Here is a 23,190-nt window from a genome sequence, read left to right as displayed (position 1 = left end):
CCTCCGATTCGATGACGCTGAGCAGTAACTTACTTTCAGTGACGGAACCTGTCGCGCAGCTTCGAGAATAGCCCCTGCTGGAACTGCGCGAGCTGGGGCCCGGGAGCCTTCTGCTTCTTGGCGAAGTCCTCGATCAGCGCGCGCTGCGCAGAATCGAGCTTCGTCGGCGTCACCACTTGCACGCCGACTCGCAGATCACCACGCTGGTTGCCGCGCAATGGAGTGATCCCCCGGCCCTTGATCGTGAGCACATCGCCGGACTGCACACCCGAGCGGATTTCCAGATCCACCTGGCCGTCCAGTCCGTCGATCGATGTCTCGGTACCGAGAATTGCATCGGACATCGAGACTTCGAGGGTTGCAAGCAGATCATCGCCGTCACGGCTAAACGCGACATGAGGGGAAACTGTCACTTCGACGTACAGGTCGCCCTTGGGCCCGCCGGCCTTGCCGACCTCTCCGGAGCCCGGCAGCTGCAGACGCAGTCCGGTCTCAACGCCCGCAGGAATATCCAACGAGACTGTGCGGCGTGAGCGCACGCGTCCCTGGCCGGCGCACGTGCCGCACGGGTGCGGAATGACCGTGCCGTAGCCTTCGCAGCTGCCGCACGGCTGCGAAGTCACGACGTTGCCGAGCAGGCTACGCACCTGACGTTGCACGTGCCCTGAGCCACCGCAGATGTCGCAGGTCACGGGTGACGTACCCGGTTGCGTGCACGAACCATTGCAGGTTTCGCACAGCACGGCCGTATCGACCTCGATGTCGCGGTGTGCGCCGAAAACAACATCACCGAGATCGAGGGTGACGCGCACCAGCGCATCCTGACCGCGCTCCCTGCGCGACCTCGGGCGACCGCCTCGGCCACCGCCCTGCGCGCCGAAGAACGTTTCGAAGATGTCGCCGAAGCCCCCGAAACCACCAAAGTCTCCGCCTCCGTTGTTGGCACCGTCACCACCGCCCATGTCATAGCGTCGGCGTGAGTCGTCGCCACTGAGCACGTCGTAGGCGTGTGTAACGAGCTTGAACTTCTCAGCGGCGTCATCACCCGGGTTCACATCCGGGTGCAGCTGCCGAGCAAGCTTCCGATACGCCTTCTTGATCTCGTCCGTCGTCGCGTCACGTGACACTCCGAGAACCTCATAATGGTCCGCCACAATCACCTTTCTGCGTGTGCGTGCACGCGTGCAATCCGCTTCAGCGGCTCGCTTCGTCTTCATCGAGCATCCGCGACAGGTAACGGGCGACAGCCCGCGCCGCAGCAAGATTGCTCGGATAGTCCATACGTGTGGGACCCATGACGCCGACGCGCGCAGTGCCCCCCGGAGTGAGATAGTTGCTCGCGACGATCGACGCTTCGGGCAGCCCGAACGGTTCGTTCTCTGCCCCGATACTCGCTGCCAGACCGTGCTCGTCGGTCACCATCTCGCTCATGAGCCGCAGCAGCGTCACCTGCTCCTCGATCGCCTCGAGCAGCGGATGGATGCTGCCACGAAAGTCTTGCTCGCGCCTCGCCAGAGTCGCCGCGCCCGCCATCACCAGCCGTTCCTGTCGGAACTCTGCCAGCTCTTCGCCGATGATGCCCGCCAGCACACGAAGCACGATATCAGTGCGGCTCGCATCGGGTGTGCTGGCCATCGACTGCACTCGATCGGCGGCCTCGCGCACTGATTGGCTGGTCAACAGCGCAGACAGGCGGGCGCGAAGCACAGCGACATCAGAATCATCGAGATCGATCGGCAGCCCCGCGATACGTTGCGACACACCGCCGGCATCCGTCACCAGCACCACCAGTAACCTGTTCGGTGCGAGCGATACCAGCTCGATGTGGGTGAGGTGCGCGCGAGCGAAAGACGGATACTGCGCGAGCGCGACCTGCCCGGTGACTTGCGTCAGCACGCGCACGGTGCGCGCCATCAGATCGTCAAGATCGGCAGGATCCGCAAGAAACGACTCGATCGCCGTGCGCTGGGCGCCAGAAAGCGGCCGCAACTGCGAGAGATGGTCCACGAAGACCCGGTAGCCCTTATCCGTCGGCACGCGCCCTGACGATGTGTGCGGTGCGACGATGAGCTCTTCGTCTTCGAGCTGCGCCATGTCGTTGCGAATCGTCGCGGCGGAGACTCCGAAGGAATGCCGATCAACGATTGATCTGCTGCCGACGGGCTCGTGGGTCTCGACGTAGTCCTGCACGATCGCTCGGAGGACTTCAAGTCCACGTTCAGTGACCAACTTTCGCCCTCCCGTCTGGCACTCACATACTCAGAGTGCCAATTCTACCTTCTCCCGATCGCAACGGCGGAGTTCACCGCTCCCCGGTGCCGCCACCGCACCGTTTAGGATGACGCCATGACGGATTCCCTGACGCGCACGCTCAGCAATGGCGCTGTTCGCGGCACATACGAAGACGGGATTCGTCGCTTCCTAGGCATCCCCTATGCGGCCGCACCATTCGGCGAAAATCGCTTCCGCACTCCACAACCGCCAGCACACTGGGACGGCATTCGGGATGCGACGAGTTTCGGGCCGACGGCCCCGCAGCGCCCTTATCCCGGAGCGATCGGCGAGCTGCTCGGAACGGTGAAGATCGACGGCGACGACATCCTCACGGCGAACGTCTGGGCGCCGGAAGACGCCAAGGATGCTCCGGTCGTGCTGTGGATCCACGGCGGAGCCTTCGAACGCGGCACCTCGGCGCTGGGTGCCTACGACGGAACGACATTCGCTCGGAACGGCATCATCTTCGTCTCGATCAACTATCGCCTCGGCTCCGAGGGATTCTCTGTACTGGACGGTGTCCCCCGCAATCTCGGCCTTCGCGACGCTGCCGCGGCGCTCGAATGGGTGCACCGCGAGATTGCGGTTTTCGGTGGCGATCCAGCACAGATCACCGTGATGGGCGAGTCCGCCGGTGGCAGTCTCGTTGCCGCACTGCTCGCCGTCGACGACTCGCGTGCACGCATCCGCCGAGCGATCATCCAGTCCGGGCCGCTTGAGGCGCAGACTGCGGCCAAAGCAGGTCGAGTGAGCGTTCAAATGGCCAAGCGGATGTCTGTCAGCGCCGATCGTGTAGCCTTCGCCGCGCTCACTCCAGAGCAGTTGCTCGACGCCCGTCGTGAGCAGGCCGCCGGAGCATCGCCGCTGGGCGGGGCTCCTGGATTCCAACTCGTCCTCGACCCCGAGAGCTTGCCGCGCTCACCTCACGAGGTTCTGCCAGAAGTCAACACACCGATCCTCATCGGAACGAACACGGATGAGTATCGATTGTGGTTCACCCCGGAGGCACTGACTGGCGTCACGCGCGCAAAGCTCCTCCTGGCGCGACTGGCTATGCGCATCTCGGCGCGCGCCGAACGCGCGTATCGAAAGGACTGGCCAAACGCCTCCGCCGGCGAGATCTTCGGCCAGCTCGCCACAGACATGATGCTGCGCGCCCCTGCGACGCGCATCGCAACCGCACGCACGGCCTCCACCTACGTATACGAGTTCGCGTGGCAGAGCCCGGTCCGTGACCTTCGTGCCGCGCATGCGCTGGAGCTCGCATTCGTCTTCGACCATCTCGACGACGAGGATTCGAACCGGATGGCCGGACGCGACGCGCCTCGGGGACTGGCCACGAACATGCATGAGGCGTGGGTGAAGTTCATCACGACGGGTGATCCTGGGTGGCCAGCGTTCGACGCCGAGCGCGCCACGCGTGTGTTCGACACGGTCACCGCGACGCTTCCCCAGCGCCGCACCACAGGGCTGGATCTGTTGCCCTGATATACAGGGGCCACTTAGAAGGTGCGGATCGCACGCGGAAGAGCGAACTCGACTCTCGTAAGTCTCCGAGAGAGTCGCTAGCGTGGATGATCGCTGCCGGCCAGATGCGTGATCAGTCCGAGCTAGTCGGTCAGCTCGCGCACCACGGCATCGGCAAGAAGCCGACCCTTCAAGGTGAGACGAATCCGTCCCTTGAGCGCTGCCGCTGGATCCACCATGCCGTCAGCGATCAGCCCTGCTACTTTCGTGCGATTCTGCGCAGGAATGGCCGTGACCGCGATTCCCTCTGCCAGTCGGCTTTCCAACAGCACCCGCTCGAGCAGGTGCGCCTGAGCATCGGGCCGCTCCGTTCCCGCTGCAGGAGATTCGGATGCTGCCAGGCGCTGCGCGTATGCCGCCGGATGCTTCACATTCCACCAGCGAAGCCCCGCGACATGGCTGTGCGCGCCGGGGCCGAAGCCCCACCAGTCGCTCCCCCGCCAGTACGCCAGGTTGTGACGGGAGCGCTGCTCGCTGCTGCGCGCCCAGTTGCTCAGCTCGTACCACTCGAAACCCGCCGCGGCGAGACGAGAATCGGCGAGCTCATACATGTCGGCCTGCAGGTCGTCATCGGGCGTCGGCACTTCGCCGCGCCGAATCTGGCGGGCGAGCTTCGTCCCGTCCTCGATGATCAGCGCGTAGGCGGAAATGTGATCGGGCTCCAACTCGAGCGCAGCATCCAGAGAAGCTTCCCAATCTCCAAGAGCCTCCCCCGGCGCGCCGTAGATCAAATCGACGCTGACCGCGAGACCCGCGTCCTTCGCCGCTTCAACTGCAGTGCGCACATTTTCCGGCTGATGCGTGCGGTCGAGTGCTGCGAGCACGTGCGGCACGGCGGACTGCATGCCCACCGAGAGTCGCGTGACACCGGCATCCACCAGGGTGCGCACGACGTCAGGTGTGACCGTGTCGGGGTTCGCTTCAACCGTGATCTCGGCGCCGTCGCTCAGGCCGAACGCGTCCACAGCAGCATCCAGCATCCGTGCCAGATCCCCCGCCGGAAGCAACGTCGGCGTGCCTCCGCCGAAGAACACGGTGTCCATCGGTCGCAGCGCGCCAGCATCCGCCAGCACACGTCGCGCCAACGCGATTTCGATCCCAAGCGTATCGGCGTACTCGTCTTGCCGTGCCCCGCGCAGTTCACCGGAGGTGTACGTGTTGAAGTCGCAATAGCCGCAGCGCACCCGGCAGAACGGCACGTGCAGATAGGCCGAGAACGGCACGCTGCGATCGACTGGCAGATCCGCGGGGAGCCGGCCATCTGACGGCGCCGGATCACCCAGCGGAAGCGGACCCGCCATCAGAGTGGCGTCGCGTACAGCGGCGAAATGGCGCGCAGGTAACGAGCGAAGAGTTCCTTGCGGCGACGCTTCACAAGCCCGGGTACGAATCGGTAGAGCAGCGAGTTGGGCGCATCGAACGCGCGCACAGTGAACCAGACCTCATCGTTGTCTTCACGCCACTCGATCTCGAACAGTTCCTCACCGCTGACGACAGAACCGCCCACCGTGCCCAGGACGAAGCCGATCCGACGAGAGTCCTCCGTGACAGAGATCACGCGAAGCTCTGCGTCCGCGCGCATTCCTGAAACGCGTCCGCGCAGCTGCAGCGTCATACCGGCGCCCACGAACGGAGTACCCTCCGCGTCGAAACGCTGCTCGACCTCGCGTTTACTCGGCGCGACGGGGTTTCCCTCTGCGTCGAAGCTGACGCCCGCATAAGCCGGTCCTGCGGCCGGGCGCACATCCTCGAGGTTCAGCCCTGCTGCCCGCTGGGCCGTCCACGACAAAAGCGCGTCTCCCGCGGTGCGGAAGCGCTCTTCACCGCTACCCAGCCGCCACGCATCTTCCGCCGGGAGGCTGCGCTCCGGTGGATACTGCATCAAGTCGGGGGCATGAGTAGCCCCGACGGCTGCATAGTCAACCGTGTCGTCTCGGAAAGTCCCGCGCCGCATGAGTTCCAGACTACTTCGAGTTACCTGAGCGATCACCCCCCACGCGCCGCGGGAGGTTACATCGCTACTTCTTCTCTTTACCTTCGACGTCGCCGGAGAGCGCTGCGATGAACGCCTCCTGGGGGACCTCGACACGTCCAACCATCTTCATGCGCTTCTTGCCCTCCTTCTGCTTCTCCAGCAGTTTGCGCTTACGGCTGATGTCACCGCCGTAGCACTTGGCGAGCACGTCCTTGCGCAGAGCCCGGATCGTCTCGCGGGCGATAATGCGTGCACCGATGGCTGCCTGGATCGGGACTTCGAAGTTCTGGCGAGGGATGAGCTTGCGCAGTCGCTCCGTCATGAGCGTGCCGTAGGCGTATGCCTTGTCACGATGCACGATCGCGCTGAACGCATCGACTGCCTCACCCTGCAGCAGCACGTCCACCTTCACGAGGTCGGCTTCCTGCTGGCCGGAGGGCTCATAGTCGAGACTCGCGTAGCCCTGGGTCTTTGACTTCAGGTGATCGAAGAAGTCGAACACGATCTCACCGAGCGGCATGTTGTAGCGCAACTCGACACGATCTTCGGAGAAGTACTCCATACCCAGCAGCGTGCCGCGACGAGACTGGCACAGTTCCATGACGGTGCCGACGTAGTCCTTCGGCAGCAGGATCGCGGCCTTTACCATCGGCTCCGTCACCAGAGCGACCCGCCCGTCTGGGTACTCACTCGGGTTCGTGACAATGACCTTTTCGCCGGTGTCCGTGGTGACCTCGTAGATCACACTGGGTGCAGTCGTGATCAGGTCGAGATCGAACTCCCGCGTCAGTCGCTCCGTGATGATCTCCAGGTGCAGCAGCCCCAGGAATCCGCAGCGGAAACCGAAGCCGAGCGCCACCGACGTCTCCGGCTCATACGCCAGCGACGCATCAGACAGCTTCAACTTGTCCAGTGCTTCACGAAGATCGCCGTAATCGCTGCCGTCGATCGGGTAGAGACCCGAATACACCATCGGCTTCGGGTCGGTATAACCGGCCAGAGCCTCGGATGCTGGTTTCCGCGAAGTGGTCACGGTGTCGCCCACCTTGGACAGGCGCACATCCTTCACCCCGGTGATGAGGTAGCCCACTTCGCCGACGCCGAGCCCCAGGGAAGGCACTGGTTCCGGACTCGATACGCCGATCTCGAGGAGTTCATGGTTCGCATGCGTCGACATCATCTGAATGCGCTCTCGCGGCTCCAGACTGCCGTCGATCATGCGCACATAGGTGACGACGCCACGATAGGAGTCGTAGACGGAGTCGAAGATCATCGCGCGCGCCGGGGCATCCGGGTCACCCTGCGGCGCCGGAATCTCCTGCACGATCCGGTCGAGCAATTCCTCGACGCCGACACCGGTCTTGCCCGAGACGCGCAGCACATCCTCCGGCCGTCCGCCGATCAGGTTGGCCAGTTCCTTCGCGAACTTCTCCGGATCTGCCGCGGGAAGGTCGATCTTGTTCAACACCGGGATGATCTTGAGATCGTTCTCCAGCGCGAGGTAAAGGTTCGCAAGAGTCTGCGCCTCGATGCCCTGCGCCGCGTCAACAAGGAGGATGGCGCCCTCGCAGGCTGCCAGCGACCGAGAGACCTCATAGGTGAAGTCGACGTGCCCCGGGGTATCGATCATGTTCAGGGCGAACGTCTGCTCACTGTCTGCCCACGGCATCCGCACGGCTTGGCTCTTGATCGTGATGCCGCGCTCACGCTCGATGTCCATCCGATCGAGATACTGTGCGCGCATATCCCGATCCGAGACGACGCCCGTAATCTGGAGCATGCGGTCGGCAAGGGTCGACTTGCCGTGATCGATGTGGGCAATGATGCAGAAATTGCGGATCTGCGAAGCCGGGGTCGCGGCAGGCGCGAGCGGGGTGAGAGCGCGTGGTGACATGTCCTGTCGATTGTACGGTGAGCACCTCCTAATCATCGATTCGCGCGCACCGGTGATAGTCTCGCGAGGTTGCCCTGTACGAACTCGGCGAGACCGAGTGCCAGACAAAACCCGACTCCGTATCAGTCGTTCTGAGGGAGATCGGTCGCACAATCGGGTTGAAGATGTTTGAATACATCCCGACTCAGCGTTGCGTCGGCCGATCCCGAGCGCGCCTGTAATAGAGAAAGACAAAACCTTGATCAAGTATCTTCTGCGCCGTACCCTCGGCTGGCTGTTGATGATCGTGATCGCGACCAACATCACGTTCTTCCTGGCTTGGGGCTTCCTCAATCCACGGAATAACTACGTCGGTCGGCGTCCACCGCTCTCTGAAGAGCAGATCACCAATCTGCTCGAGCCTCGCAATCTCAGCGATTCCGTCCCGATCTGGGAGCGGTGGTGGAACTGGTTCAGCGGCATTCTCTTCCGATGGGACTGGGGCGTGAGCCCGACCGGCGGCTCCGTCAACGAACAGGTCGCCTACCGGATGTGGGTCAGCGCGGAACTCGTGCTTGGCGCGACGATCATCATGACCGTCCTCGGCATCGCCCTCGGCGTGTACACGGCTTCACGGCAGTACAAGCTCGCCGACCGGATCGGTCAGGCGACCTCGATCATCACGATGAACATCAACATCATCGTCGCGGCTTTGGGCTTGGTGCTTCTCGCTATCGGGCTGAACAACCTCGTCGGTATCCGCATTTTCTTTGTGACCGGCGCCGCCAGCAAGGGGGTGGAGGGGTTCTTCCCACTTCTCATAGACAAACTGCAGCACATAACTCTGCCCACGATCGCTCTGGTGATCGTCGGGTACGCCGGCACGCACTTCCTGCAGCGCTCGCTCCTGCTGGACAACATCAACGCCGATTACGTGCGCACGGCACGAGCCAAGGGCCTCACGAAGCCGCAGGCGATTCGCAAGCACGCCCTGCGCACCTCGCTCATCCCCGTCGCGACGCAGGTGGCGTTCAGCATCCCCGCGGTATTCACCGGCGCGATCCTGACCGAAACGATCTTCGCGTGGAACGGTATGGGCAAGTACTTCATTGAGACCATCACGAAGAGCGACATCAACGGCGTGGTCGCAGTCGCTGCCTTCGCCGGCCTGCTGACCGCGCTCGGAGCGATCCTCTCCGACATTGTGGTCGTCGTTCTTGACCCGCGAGTGAGGGTGAACTGATCATGACAATCTCCGCAACTGAGACCTCCGTACTCGACACCAGCAAACCGATGTCGAAGTGGACGCTGTACTCGCGACGGTTCATGCGCAACAAGCCAGCGGTCGCCGGCATCGTCATTTTTGTGTTGCTCGTGCTGTTCGCGATCATCGCGCCACTCATCGCGAAGTACGACCACATCGAGCTCGACTTCCTGAACCTCAGCCGTCCCCCCTCGGCAGAACACTGGTTCGGAACCACCGCATCAGGTAACGATGCCTTCGCCCAGGTCGCCATCGGCCTGCAGCGCTCGCTCATGATCGCGGTGAGTGTTTCTGTGGGCACCACGGTGCTGTCTGCGATCATCGGCACGGCTGCGGCCTACTTTGGCGGCTGGACCGAGAAAATCACCCTCACCATCATCCATTTCATGATGGTGATCCCCAGTTTCCTCATCCTGTCGCTGCTGTCCAACAAGTCCGGCGGTGACTGGCGAGTCATTGCGTTGATCTTGATCTTCGTGGTCGGCTGGTACTTCCCCGCTCGTGTCGTCTGGACGACCGCACTGTCGTTGCGCGAACGCGAGTACGTGCACGCGGCTCGCTACATGGGCGTCTCCGGCATGAGGATCGTCATGCGCCACCTGCTGCCGAACATCGGCTCGTTGCTCGTGATCAACTTCACTCTCGGCATCGTCGGCGCGGTGATGGCCGAGACCGGCCTCTCCTTCATCGGCTTCGGTGTGAAGATCCCCGATGTCTCACTCGGCTCCCTGATCGGCTCAGGCGCGAACACGATCACCAGCGCCCCATGGCTGTTCTACTTCCCGGCAGCGGCACTCACGCTGCTCACCGTCTCGATGGCACTCGTCGCCGACGGTCTGCGCGACGCCCTCGATCCCACCTCGGCTGCAGGAGGACAAGCATGAGCGCCATCATCTCGGTACGCGACCTCAAGGTCAGCTTCGCATCAGAGGCCGGCCGGGTCGACGCTGTGCGTGGTGTCTCCTTCGACCTCGAAGCAGGCAAGACTCTCGGCATCGTGGGCGAGTCCGGTTCCGGCAAGTCCGTCACCTCGCTCGCCATCATGGGCCTTCTCGATGAGAACGCCCGTGTCTCCGGCTCGATCATCTATGACGGCCAGGAACTGCTCGGGAAGTCCGACAAGCAGATGTCGGTCATTCGCGGCAATGGTCTGGCGATGATCTTCCAGGATCCACTCACCTCGCTTACTCCGGTGTTCACCGTCGGCGATCAGCTGATCGAAGCACTCACGGTGCACCGCGGGCTGTCGAAGAAGGATGCTTGGGATCGCTCGGTCGAGCTTCTGCGACTTGTCGGCATCACCGAGCCGGAGAAGCGCATGAAGGGCTTCCCCCACGAGTTCTCCGGCGGTATGCGCCAGCGCGTGGTCATCGCGATCGCCATGGCGAACAATCCGAAACTCATCATCGCCGACGAGCCGACCACGGCACTTGACGTGACGATCCAGGCGCAGATCCTCGACCTGATCGAGAAGGCGCAAGATGAGACCGGCGCCGCCACGATCATGATCACCCACGACATGGGCGTGGTTGCGCGCATGGCGGATGACGTCATGGTGATGTATGCGGGCCGCCCCATCGAACACGCTCCGGTGGGCGAATTGTTCCACCACACCCGGATGCCGTACTCGATCGGGCTCCTGGCCGCGATTCCTCGCGTCGACAAGGCAGAGAAGGAGCCGCTGGTTCCGATCAAGGGAAACCCTCCCCTGCTGATCAACCTGCCGGATGCATGCCCGTTCGCGGACCGCTGCCCGATCGTCATAGACGCTTGCCGCACCCGCGAGCCTGATCTGGTGCCGGTGCACACGGGAACCGGCAATCCGCATCAGGCCGCCTGCATTCGTGCGAATGAAATCGACGATGGCGGTCTCCTCGGAGGCCTCCCGGTGTTCCCTATCCCGGAACTCCCGGAGAGCGACCTCACCCGCATGCCGCGCGAGGAGCGTGCCATCACGCTCGACGTGCGCAACATGAACAAGACGTTCCCGCTCTTGAAGGGCGCGTTCTTCAAGCGCAAGGTCGGTGAGGTGCACGCCGTCAGGGCCGTCAGCTTCGACGTGCGCGAAGGCGAGACGATGGCCATCGTCGGCGAGTCGGGTTCCGGCAAGACGACGACGCTGCTGCAGATCATGGATCTCGTCAAGCAGCATGATGGCGACATCATCATCAATGGCACGAGTGTCAATGACATCACCAGCCGTTCCATCGAGCGTCAGGTACGTCGCGACATTCAGATCGTGTTCCAGGATCCGATGGGGGCACTCGACCCGCGAATGACTGTTGCTGACGTCATCGCGGAGCCACTGCGTGCCATCGGCACGCCCAAGGCAGAGGTACACCCCCGCGTCAAGGAACTCATGGATCTGGTTGGGCTGAACCCCGCCCATATCGATCGTTTCCCTGGCGCCTTCTCAGGTGGGCAGCGTCAGCGCATCGGCATCGCCCGCGCGCTGTCGACGAATCCGAAGATCATCGTCCTCGATGAGCCGGTCTCGGCGCTCGATGTTTCGATTCAGGCCGGTGTCATCAACCTGCTCGATGAGCTGAAGGTGAAGCTCGGGTTGTCGTATTTGTTCGTCGCGCACGATCTCTCAGTGATCCGTCACATCGCTGACCGTGTTGCCGTGATGTACCTCGGCGACTTCGTCGAGCACGGTGAGGTCAACGACATTTTCGAGAACCCTCAGCACCCGTACACGAAGGCGCTGCTCTCGGCGATCCCGGTGCCAGATCCTGACATTGAGCGCACCCGCGACCGCCTCGTGTTCAACCCGGAAACGATGCAGGCCGAGCCCGTCTCACGCTAAGCGTGTTACCGGTAGGTAACGCTCGGTCACCGTCCGATAACAGTTAGCCATGATTCACTGTGATCACTGCAATTTGGCCGGTGTGCGAACTATTCTCGCCTTATGACACGCCGAAAGGCGAAAGGAGCACCATGAAGCAGCACAAGCTGATGGGGGCGCTCGCATTCAGCGGAGCCCTCGCACTTGCCCTCTCGGGCTGTGCAGCCGACACCGGCGACAACGGTGACGGCGGCGACAACGGAACAGCGCCCGTTGAGACCAAGTCCGCGGACTACAACCCGCAGGAGCGCGAGAATCTCGCTCAGGGCGGCGAAGTTCGCTTCCAGCTCACCGAGATCCCCGAGCAGATGAACGCATTCAACGGCGATGCCTCTGCAAACACCACGCGCGTCGCATCCTGGTACATGCCCCAGATGATGCTGATGGAGGCCGACGGCACGCCGTACAAGAACGACGCGTACCTCGATGCCTGGGAGCTCGACACTGTCGACGGCAATACCCAGATCACCTTCACCTTCACGGATGAGGCGCACTGGAACGACGGCACCGACATGGACTGGACTGCCATCGACGCCACGTGGAAGGCCAACCGTTCCACGGACGAGGGCTTCACTCCCAACGCGACCGACGGTTACAAGCAGATCGCCTCGGTTGAGCAGGGCGACACCACGAAGACCGCGATCGTCACCTTCGACGGTGAATTCGCATGGCCGGAGATGCCCTTCCTCACCGGCATCATCCACCCCGCGCTGGCTGACCCGACCACCTTCAACGAGGCAATGATCGGCGACCCGCACCCCGAGTGGGGCGCCGGCCCGTACAAGATCGACGAGTTCGACGCGAACTCCCAGTACATCTCGTACGTTCCGAACGAGCTGTGGTGGGGCAACGAGCCGCTTCTCGACAAGGTCTCCTTCCAGGCAATGGATGCCGCGGCCTCGATCAACGCCTTCAAGGCCGATGAGATCGACTCTGTCGAGGTCACCAGCAATGACCGCCTCGAGCAGGTCAAGGACATGGAAGGCATCGAGCTGTACCGCGCAACGCAGACCGCGAGCACGCTGATCCAGGTCGACGCTGACAAGCCGCAGTTCGAGGATGTCAGGGTCCGCGAGGCGTTCTTCAAGGCGATCAACGTCGACCAGCAGAAGGAAATCGCTTGGAACGGTCTGGACTACGAAGAGGAGCCGGCAGGCTCGCTCACGCTGTTCCCGTTCCAGCCTGGCTACAGCAACGCTCTTGCTGAGGCCGGCTGGGAGTACAACCCTGAGGCCGCCAGCGCGCTTCTCGAAGAGGCAGGCTGGGAGCTGAACGACGACGGCATCCGCGAGAAGGATGGCGAGACGCTGACGGTCGTGTACCCGATCTGGAGCGACAGCCCCACCAACGAGGCGCTCGGAAAGGCGCTTCAGGCACAGCAGAAGGAAGTTGGCATCGACCTGCAGGTCGACGTTCGCCCGTCGACGGACTTCTCGAACGACTACGTGTCGAAGAACTGGGACGTCTCGTCGCTGCGCTTCACCTCATCTGACCCGTTCGGTGCTGCGTGGTTCTGCCAGCTGTACTGCATGGACATGGGCTTGAACCTCTCTGGCGTTCAGTCGGCTGAGATGGACCAGCGCATCCACGATGAGGTCGAGTCGCTTCCGACCGCAGACGAGCAGACGGCTGCGGCCATGAAGCTCGAGGCAGAGATCTTCCAGGACTGGGGCCTCATGCCGCTCTACAACGGTCCGATCATCTCGGCCGTCAAGACGGGTCTTGCGAACCTCACCCCCGAGCCTTACGTAGGCATGGATGGCTTCGGCGTCCAGCCCGTAGAGAACGTCGGCTGGGAGAAGTAAGCACCTCGCAACACTCAGCGGGGCCGGTGGTTCATCCACCGGCCCCGCTTTTTCTATGCTGGAGTACATGAGCATCCAGGTCGTCCTCGTGCATGGCATCCGTACCTCCCGCACGATGTGGCGCGCCCAGCTCGCACATCTCGCCGAGCGCGGTGTCGCCGCCACCGCGGTGGATCTCCCCGGACACGGTTCGCGCATGAAGGAGACGTTCACGCTCGACGTCGCGCTCGCGACGATCGACGCGGCCGTTCAGGATGCCGCCGTTCGAGGCCCCGTGCTGCTCGTGGGCCATTCCATGGGCGGGCTGCTTTCGGTCGCGTATGCCAGTGCCGAAGACGCACCGCCGATCGCCGGTTTCATCGGAGCCTCCTGCACCGGTCTCCCTCGGGGCACAGGGCTCAGCGCATATCGCTTCGTCGCGCGCACGTTCAACGCGCTCCCCGACCAGGGACAATGGCTCACCTCCCAAGTGCTGGCCGCAACGCTGCCCGATGACACCAGAGGTGATTTCGCCGCCGGCGGCTACGCGTTCGCCGCGCAAGACGTCGCGCTGGCGAGCCTCGGCACGCTCGATCTCTTAGCTGGCCTGCACCGGATGCGCATGCCGCTGTGGTGGATCAACGGCCAGTTCGACCAGCTGCGCACGCATGAGAAGCTCTTCCAGAGCCTCACACCGCACTCGGAGCTGATCGTCGTGCCACGCACCTCGCACCTGGTCACCGCGATGCGTCCGCGAGTGTTCAATGCGCTGCTCGATGTGGCTGTGGCAACGCTGCGGCAGGACGCACTCCCAAAGTCATAACCGCGCCGAGCACCGACAGGATGCCAGCGGCGAGGAACAGCAGCCAGAAGCCGCCCACCAGTGCGACCAGCCCCGCGCCCAGGAGCGGACCCAGCAGCTGTCCGAGACTGGCAGACACGTTCACGATGCCGAGGTCACGCGCATGGTGCGAGGCTTTCGGCAGCAGGTCGGTCGCAAGCGCCAGGCTCACGGCCATGTACGCGCCGTAGCCGACACCCATCACCGCGGCCGCGATTGCCGTGCCGATGAAGGTCGGCGAGATGAGGATCATCACGGCCGAGAGCGCCTGGATCAGCGCGGCGATGATGACGATCGGCTTTCTCTTTCCGGTGCGATCTGAGAGGGATCCTGCGATGAGGGATGCCGCAACCACGAAGATCGTGTAGATCACGATGAGCAGCAACAGGTCATCCTCTGCGGTCGCCGCAGGTGAGCCGACACCGTAGAGCAGGAAGAAGAGCAGCAGCGCGGTGCCCAGCGCATTGCCGATGTTCACCGTGAGCCGGCTGGCGAGCACCCAGACGAAGCTCCGGTCTTGGAGCGCCCCCATCCGCTCTCGCCAGTTCTCCTTCGCGATCTTCCGCGTCGACGCCGGCTGCGGATCGGGTAGCAGTACCGCGGTGCCCACCCCGATGACGAGGATCAGCCCCGCGAGCATGATGTAGCTCGCGGCCACACTGAGCCCCAGCAGAACGACAGCACCGACACCGACGACAATTCCCACTGCCTGTGCGGAGCTCACGAACGCAGACGCCGTGCCGCGCTGGGCGAAGACCTGGTCGGCGATCATCGCCGTGAGCGCGGCTGACACCACCGCGACACCGATCGAGACGCCCACCCACGCCGCGCCGACCGCAAGCGGCTCACTCACCGTTCCGGTGAGCACGAGGGATGCGGCAGACAGCACAGACCCGCCAATCGCCCACGGGCGTCGCCTGCCCCACCGCGACCTGGTGCGGTCTGACAGCAGGCCGGCGAGAGGTCCTGCGATCACTCCTGCCATGCCACCAACAGACAGGATCAATCCTGACCAGATGACACCGGTGATCCAATCGTTCTCTCCGCCCGGTGTGTCTAACTGAAGCGGAAGCAACAATTGCACCGGCGTGAGCTGCACGGTCCAGACCGCAAGCCACGCCACAGCGAACAACGTCAGCCATCCGCCGCCCACGCGGCCATCGCGCGGCATCAAACCCTTCATCGGCGCGCCTTTGCGATCAGCGCGCGATACCAGTCGTACGACGCTTTGGGCGTGCGATGAGACGTCTGCTGATTCACGTGGACCAGGCCGAAGCGCTGCGTGAATCCGTCAGCCCACTCGAAGTTGTCGAGCAGGCTCCAGACCGTGTACTCGTCGACGCGGACGCCCTGTGCCATGGCATCCGCAACCGCACCGATATGCCCCTCAAGGTAGGCAATGCGTCGGTCATCGTCAATCGGACCTGCGACCACGTCTGGCTCGGGGAAAGACGCACCGTTCTCACCGATGATGATCGGCGGCAGCCGGTCTCCGTATCGGCGGGCAGCATCAGCGAGGAACATCGTGAGCGTCGCCGGTTCGATGGGCCACAGCTCGCCGAAGCCGGTGTGCTCCACGCCGGGCGTTGGCACCTGGATGAACGGTACAGGTGCTCCGTCGGGTGCGGCCGCGATCGTGGTCGGGTTGTAGAAGTTCACTCCGTAGAAATCGGATGCCAGGGAGATGATGTCCATGTCGCCGTCTTGGACCGGCAACTCGACGCCGAGGGAGCTCAGATCTGGATAGTTGCCGGTCAGTACCGGGTCGGCGAACAGCCTGTTGTGAATCACGTCGTACACGTGTGCCGCGGTCTGGTCGGCGTCAGAATCGGTAGCGGGGCGCACCCAGGTGTGATTGTTCGCGATGCCGACGGTATCGGCACCGTGCGCACGCAGCACGGCGACAGCGCGTCCGTGTGCCAGCAGTTGGTGATGCACCGTGGGGAGCGAGTCGAACAGCAGCTGCCTACCAGGGGCGAGCTCTCCGATCGCGTAGCCCTGAAGCGCTGTCGATACCGGCTCGTTTATCGTGTACCAGTTCTTGACCCGATCGCCCAGGGCATCCGCCACGATCTCGGTGTACTCCGCGAATCGCTCTGCCGTGTCTCTCGCGAGCCAGCCGCCTGCGGTCTCCAGCGCGGAAGGGAGCTCCCAGTGATACAGCGTGGGGAAGGGCACTATTCCAGCGTCGAGAAGCCCGTCGACCAGGCGATCGTAGTAGGCCAAGCCCGCACGTTCCGCTGCGCCGCTGCCGGTCGGCTGCACGCGCACCCATGAGATCGAGAAGCGATACCGGTCAACTCCGAGTCCACGAAGCAGTGCGATGTCGTCCGCGTAGCGCTCGTAGCTCGCCGGCCCCGGCTCTGCTGTGGAGCCATCCTTCACCCGACCTGGAGTATCGACAAAATCATCCCAGATCGAGCGTCCGCGGCCGTCTGCGTGACGCGACCCTTCGACTTGGAACGCCGCAGTAGCCGCTGACCAGCGCATGCCTGCTGGTGGGACGAGGGTCCGCTCTCTTGCATCCGCCATGAAGAGCTCCTTCGCTCGGGTAGCGCCCAGCTTGCCGCATCCGAAAGGCTCAGCGCCAGTGGCGCGCGAATAACGCGCCGCAGACCTGGTAGAGTTGGTTCTTGGCTTGCGTGTGGGTTCGCCCCTCACGACCGTCGGACAGCGGCCCTCTTCCTGCTTACGACATACCCCATCCATCACTGAACGGAAGTTTCCACGCGTGGCAAACATCAAGTCGCAGATCAAGCGCAACAAGACCAACGAGAAGGCTCAGGCCCGCAACAAGGCCGTAAAGTCCGAACTCAAGACTGCCGTCCGCAGCACCCGCGAGGCTATCGCCAAGGGCGACAAGACCGCCGCCGAGGCAACGCTTAAGGTCGCTTCGAAGAAGCTCGACAAGGCCGTCAGCAAGGGCGTCATCCACGAGAACCAGGCTGCGAACCGCAAGTCGTCGATGGCTAAGCAGGTTTCGGCTCTGAGCTGAATAAAGCTGAGCTGAATTTTCTAAGAAGCCCGTCCCGTTCGCGGGGCGGGCTTTTTTGTTATCTCGTCGGTCGCTCCCCCGCCCGCGGGCCGTACACCTGCAGGGCGATCATACGGATGTACGGCGACACGCCGAGGGATGCCCCTGCATCCGTGCTTCGGCCCTGCAAGTGTGCGGGGCTGGAAGGGCGAAGGCGAGGGCCGAGACGGCCGGACGGCCTATTCCCCGAAAGGTGCCCGCGTGGCGATGACTGTGACCATGCGCTCGAGCGCGAAGATCGGGTCGCGCGCAGCACCCTTGACCTCGGCATCCGCTCTCGCTGTGGCCTGAATTGCCAGGCCCAGCGACCGCTCATTCCAACCGCTCAGGTCGCGACGGGCTCGGTCGACCTGCCAATCCTTCATTCCCAGTCGCTGCGCCAGGCTGCGGCTGGGCTCGCGCTGACCGGCGACGCGGGCCATCGTGCGCAGTTTCATCGCAAAGGCCGCGACCATCGGCACCGGATCGGCACCGGAGTCCAGCGCGTGGCGCAGTGCGACCAGCGCTTCGCCATAGCGACCAGCGATCGCCGTATCGGCAACCACGAAGGCTGAGACCTCGACGCGGCCACCGTAGTACTTGGTGACGGTCTCTTCGCTGATATCGCCCTCGATATCGCGGATCAACTGCTGGCATGCCGAGGCCAACTCGGTGAGGTCATCGGCGAACGCTGAGACAAGCGCTCGAAGAGCCTGAGGAGCGATCCGGCGCCGCGCAGCGGTGAACTCCCCCGCCGCGAAATCGACACGGTCGCTGTCGCGCTTGATCGTCGGGCACGCGATCTCGATACCACCGCCGGTGCCGCTGCGCAGCCCGTCCAGCAGTTTCTTGCCCCGCACACTTGCACCGGTGTGCCGCAGCAGCACTGTCGCACCGTCCTGCGGGTTGTTGAGATAGGAGACAGCCTCCTGCAGAAAGGCATCCGAGCATTTCTCGACGCCTGACACTCGCACGAGCCGAGGCTCACCAAACAACGACGGAGAAGTGAGCGCCAATAGCGTGCCGGGCGCGTAGTCGTCGGCACGCACGTCGCTGATCTCCAGCGCGGGGTCTTCCGCACGCAAATAGTCGCGGATGCCGGCGATCGCCCGCTCAGCACACACTTCTTCAGGTCCGAAGACGAGCACAAGAGGTGCCGGCCGCGGGTCGCGCCACGACACCTGCGCGATCTTCGTCGCTTTCGCGCCACCACGGGCTGAGGAACGAGGAGCGGCCATGATTCGAGCCTACCCGCGGTCACCGACGTTGGCGGTGCCGTCGGGGTGTCATCTCGTTCGCCCTGCGTCTGGGTAGCGCGTCCGCGCTCGGCGCGGTCTTACTCGACGACAGTGCCCTCGGGGATTACTCAGGCGCGGCAGACGGCGACGGTTCAGGCGTGTTGGCCGGTGCCGTCGGCTCTTGTGTTGGCTCCGGTGCGGCCGGCTGCTCAGGTGAGGCGGGCGGCTCCGTCGGCTCCGGTGAGGCAGGCGGATCCGTGGGCTCAGGCGAGACAGGAGGGTCCGTCGGCACAGGCGTGGTCGGCGGGTCCGTGGGCTCAGGCGAGACAGGAGGGTCCGTGGGCTCAGGCGAGACAGGAGGGTCCGTCGGCTCAGGCGTGGTCGGCGGGTCCGTGGGAGTCGGATCCGGTGTCGGCGTGCCCGGTGGGTCCGTCGGTGTCGGGGCTGGAGTCGGGGTACCCGTCGGGGCTGGAGTCGGGGTACCCGTCGGGGACGGGGTCGGTGTGCCACTCGGCATGGGGACCGGCTTCGGCGCCGTCGCGGGCTCCGGAGCCACGGGAACCTGCGCCGGCGTGCCGCCCGGCTTCGGCGTCCACGGTGCGACCTTGACGGGATCGCCTGCGCCGTCGAGGTAACCGCGCGGATCGACGGCCACGCCCTTGACCCGCACTTCGAAGTGCAGGTGGTCTCCGAAACTGTGGCCGGTGCTTCCCACGAGGCCGATCGGATCCCCAGCTTCTACCCAGTCGCCCTCTTCGACAACGCGGCTGCCGTAGGTCATGTGCCCGTAGAGCGTCTGCACGCCGTTGATGTGTTGGATGATGACGGCGACGCCATACCCGTAGTGCGACTCGCTCGAGAGTACGACGATGCCGGGCGAGGCGGCCGTGATCGGTGTGCCTCCTGCGGCTGCGAGGTCCATGCCGGCGTGCTGCCCGCCTCGCGTGCCGAAGTTGTCCGAGATCCTGGCGTTCGCGACAGGCCAGATGAACTCGCCGACGGACGACAGTACGTCGTCGTCTTTAAATCGTGAGAGGTCGACTTCCAGACCCGACTCGATGGCCGACCGGATGAGCGCCTCACGGGCTGCTCGGCCCTTCTCGGCGAGCTCTTTCGTCGTCGTCGCCGAGTAGACACTGGCGGTGCGCGCAGTCGCCTGGACGAGCGCGCGTTCGGCGAATCGTGTCGCCACGTCGGAGAACCCCGCGGTATGCGACTCGGGCGCCTCGATGTGATCCAACTCGTCGTGCACCACTAGCGAGGCGGCCGCCTCCGGCAGGTTCTCGTCAGGCGCGTCGATGAGTGTGCCCGCTCCGGTTGCCGCGATGACGATCGCAGCCGCGGCCACGCACGCATAAGAGACGCGCATCAGCCGCTTCACGCGGGTGGATGCGACGCCCTTTTCCCGATCTGATTCGCCCGCCTGCATAATTCCCCCACGCCCATCCTGAGCGCTCCGGGCGGATCCCACAAGGCCCACCTCACCGTCATACCGAAGACGACGAGGTCCGAGCGCTCCCCCGGATCCGTCTTCTTCACTTGTCCGCATCGGCGGTGCCGTCGGGTGTGCGATCTCGCTCGGTCCACACGGTCAGCTCGTCGTTCTTCAGCCCGATCAGGATGCGCCCCTGCAGATCGGTGCGCACGGTGAGAGCACCGGCGGCCTCTGCGAGGGCTATGGTCTCCGCGCGCGGATGACCGTAGTCATTGTCCTCGCCAGCGCTCAGGATCGCCACAGCGGGCCGCAGGAGCGTGTACAGGCCAGGGTCCTGGTCGGCGCTGCCGTGATGTGCGACCTTCACCACCGCATATGTTCCCCGGATCTGTCCGCTCAGCATGCGCTGCGGCACGGCGGACAAATCGCCGAGGAAGAGCGAGCGCGGCACCTCTCCCCCGGCGAACTCCACCACGAGGCTGGCGTCGTTGCCCGCCGGGAACGCCACAGAGTCTTTCCTCGGCCACAGCACGTTCCATTTTGCCGCCCCCAGCGTGCCGTGCATGCCGGCGGATGCCAGCACCAGATCCGCACCGCCCCGTGCCAGTCCCGCGAGTAGCTGTTCCTGCTGCCCGGAGTCGGTCGGCCCATGCAGCACGGTGTCCACGCGGCCTTCGACCACCGAGACGGCACCGACATGATCGGCATCGAAATGGGTCAGCACGAGCAGATCGATCCGGTCGATGCTCAGCGCGTTCAGACATGTCGAAAGCAGGTCCGGTTCCATGCCGGTGTCGATCAGCGCCACTTGTTCCTCTGAACGCACCAAGAGTGCATCCCCTTGCCCAACATCGCAGGCTGCGATCGCCCAGTTCTCCGGCACCATTGTGTGCGCCAATGGCTCGTCGAGCAGCATCCGTGCGCCGACCAGCGCGACAGCAACCACCAGCACGGTGGTCGACGCTCCGCGTACCCACCGAACGGCCGCGAAGCCGCCGGTGCACAGCAGCACACCGATCGCCACGCTCAGCAGCGCGACGATCAGTGCCGCACCGATCCCGGGGACGACCGCTGCGGTACCGCCTGGCACCGCTGCCGATACGGTCGCGGTCACCGAGATCCACGCCGCAGGAAGCCAGGCGGATGCCGCGAACAGATCCGCCAGCGGAGGAATCGGAGCCGCAAGACACGCGAGCAGTCCGATCACAGTCGCGATGGGGGCGGCCGGGCCCGCCAGCATGTTGGCCGGGATGCCGATGATCGACTGCTGCTCAGCGAACAGCGCGATGATCGGGCCGCAGGACAACTGTGCTGCGAGCGGAATGCCGATGGCCAGGCCCAGCGGCTGCGGCATCCATCGGGATAGGCCACGAGAAATCGGCGGTGCGAGCACGATCAGTGCCGCGGTTGCCGCTGCCGAAAGCACGAATCCCGGGGTTGCAGCAAGCCATGGATCGGCGACGAGAATGCCGACCACCGCGAGGCAGAGCACACCCACTCCCGCACTCGGGCGCCCGCACAGCAGCGTCAGCATCGCCAGGCCAGCCATCACGGCAGCGCGGATCACGCTGGGCTCCGGTGTCACCAGCACGACGAATGCGGCCAGCGCTGTCAGCGCCAGCACCACACGCAGCCACCGACCGCCTCCGCACAGCGCCACCAGCCAGAACACCGCTCCGACGACTATTGCGCAGTTTGCCCCGCTGACAGCCGTGAGGTGGCTGAGGCCTGAGCTGAGCATGGCCGCATTGAGCTCCTCCGAAACCGCCCTGGTGTCGCCGACGGCGAGCCCGGGCAACAGACCCGCGCCCGGTTCCGGCAACCGAGTCGCACGGTCGACAAAATCTGACCGCACCTGCGCGGCGACACCAAAGATCCCACGTGCGGGTTGCAGGATCTCCACGGTCGTGCCAAAGAGGACCAGCGCAGCGCGCTCCCCCGGATCCGTCGTCTTCGCCTGTCCGGTAACACGGATGACCGCGCCAAGATCGAGGCCGGGAACGCGCTCGACACCCACACGCATCGGCACAGAGAGCGGATCGGGTGAGCCGGGAGTGCCCGCGAACGAGGTTTGCACGTCGAACCAGAGCCGTCCGTCCCGGCCCACCGACGATGAGGACGATACCTCCGCGACGATGTCGATGACGCGACCATCGAGATCTGCCGCCCCTGCCCGCGCCGGTCCGGCGAATGCTGCGGTCATCGCGGCCGCCGCCATCGACAGCGCGAGCACGACGAGCAGTCCGTCCTTCGCTCGCACGCGCTGATCACCACCGCGAAGCATCAGGACCAGGATCGTGAAGCCAACGGCGATGCCGATCCCCACGCACCACCAGGCCAGCTCCGGCAAGAACACGCACAGCAGCGCCGCACCCCAGACCGCGAGTGCGAGCGGCACCAGCCGCAGGTCGCGCACCCGCGTGCTGCCGTTCACACCCGCACCAGGTCTCGGATGCCCGCCAGTAGCTTGTCCCCGATGCCGGGCACGGCGATCAGATCCTCCACGGACTGGAAGCGTCCATTGGTCTCACGCCAGTCGATGATCCGCTTCGCCAGCGCGGGCCCGATTCTCGGCAGCGTCTCCAGTGCCGCCTGATCCGCGTTGTTCAGGTCGATCAGCCCGTCACCGGCCGGCGTCGAGGATCCATCCTCCGGCGCGGCGGCACCGCTCACCGGCACGATGAGTTGCTCGCCGTCACTCAGCGGCCTGGCGAGGTTCACCGCCTGCAGGTCGGCGTCGTCGAGCGTTCCGCCGGCTGCCGCCAGGGCATCCACAACGCGGGCATCGCCATCGAGAACGTAAAGCCCCGGATGCGTGACCTGTCCGAGCACGTGCACGTACAGCTCGCCGGAAACGGCAGCCTCGCCAGAGGCGTTGATGGGCACCGTCTGCACCGGCTGTGCCTGTCCGCGCATGATGCCGAGCCCGACGGCCGCTGACAGCACGACGAGGCCGAGCACGACGGCAGCGCCGATGCTCAGCCGCAGGCGTGATCGCCCCGTGATGGCGGACGCCGAATCAGTCGCTGGCACCCCGCCACGGTAGGCGCTTCGACGCACCGACGGACGCCGGGATCACGGCATCCGTGGACAACTCGCGCAGGCGCTCACCTGTGCA

18 protein-coding genes are annotated in these 23,190 nt (G+C 64.4%); 7 read left to right on the top strand and 11 right to left on the bottom strand.

Translation table 11 applies throughout. From position 1 onward, the window contains the following. Window positions 1-35 precede the first annotated feature (35 nt). Window positions 36-1,154, bottom strand: coding sequence for a molecular chaperone DnaJ (dnaJ, locus tag ACSU04_RS00685; RefSeq protein WP_439278658.1), 1,119 nt, complete (start codon window positions 1,152-1,154; stop codon window positions 36-38). A gap of 40 nt (window positions 1,155-1,194) precedes the next feature. Then, on the bottom strand, window positions 1,195-2,229 hold the full coding sequence (gene hrcA / locus ACSU04_RS00680; protein ID WP_439277968.1) for a heat-inducible transcriptional repressor HrcA: 1,035 nt from the start codon (window positions 2,227-2,229) through the stop codon (window positions 1,195-1,197). A gap of 117 nt (window positions 2,230-2,346) precedes the next feature. Here hrcA and ACSU04_RS00675 point away from each other — a divergent pair, with 117 nt between their 5' ends. Continuing rightward, window positions 2,347-3,762, top strand: a complete 1,416-nt coding sequence (locus tag ACSU04_RS00675) for a carboxylesterase/lipase family protein (protein ID WP_439288119.1) — start codon at window positions 2,347-2,349, stop codon at window positions 3,760-3,762. Between the two features lie 122 nt (window positions 3,763-3,884). Here the strand turns inward: ACSU04_RS00675 and hemW are convergent, their stop codons facing one another. From hemW to lepA, 3 genes are all read right to left on the bottom strand, one after another. Beyond that, on the bottom strand, window positions 3,885-5,102 hold the full coding sequence (hemW, locus tag ACSU04_RS00670) for a radical SAM family heme chaperone HemW (RefSeq protein WP_439288118.1): 1,218 nt from the start codon (window positions 5,100-5,102) through the stop codon (window positions 3,885-3,887). After that, window positions 5,102-5,755, bottom strand: coding sequence for a DUF1990 family protein (locus ACSU04_RS00665; RefSeq protein WP_439277965.1), 654 nt, complete (start codon window positions 5,753-5,755; stop codon window positions 5,102-5,104). Before ACSU04_RS00665 ends, hemW begins: the two co-directional genes overlap by 1 nt. A gap of 64 nt (window positions 5,756-5,819) precedes the next feature. Beyond that, window positions 5,820-7,670, bottom strand: coding sequence for a translation elongation factor 4 (lepA, locus tag ACSU04_RS00660; protein WP_439288117.1), 1,851 nt, complete (start codon window positions 7,668-7,670; stop codon window positions 5,820-5,822). A 238-nt stretch (window positions 7,671-7,908) separates the two neighbouring features. Between lepA and ACSU04_RS00655 the strand changes: the two genes are divergently transcribed. The 5 genes from ACSU04_RS00655 to ACSU04_RS00635 all read left to right on the top strand — a co-directional run bounded on the left by ACSU04_RS00655 (window position 7,909) and on the right by ACSU04_RS00635 (window position 14,368). Next, on the top strand, window positions 7,909-8,892 hold the full coding sequence (locus ACSU04_RS00655; protein WP_439277963.1) for an ABC transporter permease: 984 nt from the start codon (window positions 7,909-7,911) through the stop codon (window positions 8,890-8,892). A 2-nt stretch (window positions 8,893-8,894) separates the two neighbouring features. After that, the gene (locus ACSU04_RS00650; RefSeq protein WP_439277962.1) at window positions 8,895-9,797 is read left to right on the top strand and encodes an ABC transporter permease; all 903 of its coding nucleotides are present in this window, start codon (window positions 8,895-8,897) and stop codon (window positions 9,795-9,797) included. Beyond that, window positions 9,794-11,722 (top strand): ABC transporter ATP-binding protein, encoded by a 1,929-nt coding sequence (locus ACSU04_RS00645; RefSeq protein WP_439288116.1) that lies wholly within the window; start codon window positions 9,794-9,796, stop codon window positions 11,720-11,722. The genes ACSU04_RS00650 and ACSU04_RS00645 overlap by 4 nt, the downstream gene beginning before the upstream one ends. A gap of 131 nt (window positions 11,723-11,853) precedes the next feature. Then, window positions 11,854-13,566 (top strand): ABC transporter family substrate-binding protein, encoded by a 1,713-nt coding sequence (locus tag ACSU04_RS00640; protein WP_439288115.1) that lies wholly within the window; start codon window positions 11,854-11,856, stop codon window positions 13,564-13,566. 67 nt (window positions 13,567-13,633) lie between these two features. Beyond that, on the top strand, window positions 13,634-14,368 hold the full coding sequence (locus ACSU04_RS00635; RefSeq protein WP_439288114.1) for an alpha/beta fold hydrolase: 735 nt from the start codon (window positions 13,634-13,636) through the stop codon (window positions 14,366-14,368). Here ACSU04_RS00635 and ACSU04_RS00630 read toward each other — a convergent pair. Together ACSU04_RS00630 and ACSU04_RS00625 are read right to left on the bottom strand one after the other, a co-directional pair. Then, complete coding sequence (locus ACSU04_RS00630; RefSeq protein ID WP_439288113.1) at window positions 14,307-15,569, bottom strand: MFS transporter; 1,263 nt, start codon at window positions 15,567-15,569, stop codon at window positions 14,307-14,309. The genes ACSU04_RS00635 and ACSU04_RS00630 overlap by 62 nt on opposite strands. Then, a complete protein-coding gene (locus tag ACSU04_RS00625; RefSeq protein WP_439288112.1) occupies window positions 15,566-16,918 on the bottom strand; it encodes a GH1 family beta-glucosidase in 1,353 nt (450 codons plus the stop codon). Before ACSU04_RS00625 ends, ACSU04_RS00630 begins: the two co-directional genes overlap by 4 nt. Before the next feature lie 199 nt (window positions 16,919-17,117). On the opposite strand from ACSU04_RS00625, the gene rpsT reads away from it, so the two are divergent. Next, entirely contained in the window at window positions 17,118-17,381 is a 264-nt protein-coding gene (rpsT, locus tag ACSU04_RS00620) for a 30S ribosomal protein S20 (RefSeq protein ID WP_439277956.1), read from the top strand. A 218-nt stretch (window positions 17,382-17,599) separates the two neighbouring features. On the opposite strand, the gene holA is transcribed toward rpsT, so the two are convergent. The 4 genes from holA to ACSU04_RS00600 all read right to left on the bottom strand — a co-directional run bounded on the left by holA (window position 17,600) and on the right by ACSU04_RS00600 (window position 23,105). Continuing rightward, window positions 17,600-18,637: a DNA polymerase III subunit delta gene (gene holA, locus ACSU04_RS00615; protein WP_439277955.1), complete on the bottom strand. Its 1,038-nt coding sequence runs from the start codon at window positions 18,635-18,637 to the stop codon at window positions 17,600-17,602. Between the two features lie 124 nt (window positions 18,638-18,761). Next, window positions 18,762-20,108 carry a peptidoglycan DD-metalloendopeptidase family protein gene (locus ACSU04_RS00610; RefSeq protein WP_439288111.1) on the bottom strand — a complete coding sequence of 449 codons (1,347 nt, stop codon included), beginning with the start codon at window positions 20,106-20,108 and terminating at the stop codon, window positions 18,762-18,764. Between the two features lie 64 nt (window positions 20,109-20,172). After that, window positions 20,173-22,506 (bottom strand): ComEC/Rec2 family competence protein, encoded by a 2,334-nt coding sequence (locus tag ACSU04_RS00605; RefSeq protein WP_439288110.1) that lies wholly within the window; start codon window positions 22,504-22,506, stop codon window positions 20,173-20,175. Further along, complete coding sequence (locus tag ACSU04_RS00600; RefSeq protein ID WP_439288109.1) at window positions 22,503-23,105, bottom strand: helix-hairpin-helix domain-containing protein; 603 nt, start codon at window positions 23,103-23,105, stop codon at window positions 22,503-22,505. Before ACSU04_RS00600 ends, ACSU04_RS00605 begins: the two co-directional genes overlap by 4 nt. Between the last annotated feature and the right edge of the window lie 85 nt (window positions 23,106-23,190).

This window comes from Microbacterium sp. A84 (assembly GCF_051842815.1).
Taxonomy (GTDB): Bacteria; Actinomycetota; Actinomycetes; order Actinomycetales; family Microbacteriaceae; genus Microbacterium.
This window is presented reverse-complemented; position numbering and strand designations above follow the sequence as displayed.

Coding starts and splice junctions, on each gene's coding strand:
- ACSU04_RS00675 (WP_439288119.1), top strand. CDS start 2,347: ATGACGGATTCCCTGACGCGCACGCTCAGCAATGGCGCTGTTCGCGGC.
- hemW (WP_439288118.1), bottom strand. CDS start 5,102: ATGGCGGGTCCGCTTCCGCTGGGTGATCCGGCGCCGTCAGATGGCCGG.
- ACSU04_RS00665 (WP_439277965.1), bottom strand. CDS start 5,755: ATGCGGCGCGGGACTTTCCGAGACGACACGGTTGACTATGCAGCCGTC.
- lepA (WP_439288117.1), bottom strand. CDS start 7,670: ATGTCACCACGCGCTCTCACCCCGCTCGCGCCTGCCGCGACCCCGGCT.
- ACSU04_RS00650 (WP_439277962.1), top strand. CDS start 8,895: ATGACAATCTCCGCAACTGAGACCTCCGTACTCGACACCAGCAAACCG.
- ACSU04_RS00645 (WP_439288116.1), top strand. CDS start 9,794: ATGAGCGCCATCATCTCGGTACGCGACCTCAAGGTCAGCTTCGCATCA.
- ACSU04_RS00640 (WP_439288115.1), top strand. CDS start 11,854: ATGAAGCAGCACAAGCTGATGGGGGCGCTCGCATTCAGCGGAGCCCTC.
- ACSU04_RS00635 (WP_439288114.1), top strand. CDS start 13,634: ATGAGCATCCAGGTCGTCCTCGTGCATGGCATCCGTACCTCCCGCACG.
- ACSU04_RS00630 (WP_439288113.1), bottom strand. CDS start 15,569: ATGAAGGGTTTGATGCCGCGCGATGGCCGCGTGGGCGGCGGATGGCTG.
- ACSU04_RS00625 (WP_439288112.1), bottom strand. CDS start 16,918: ATGGCGGATGCAAGAGAGCGGACCCTCGTCCCACCAGCAGGCATGCGC.
- holA (WP_439277955.1), bottom strand. CDS start 18,637: ATGGCCGCTCCTCGTTCCTCAGCCCGTGGTGGCGCGAAAGCGACGAAG.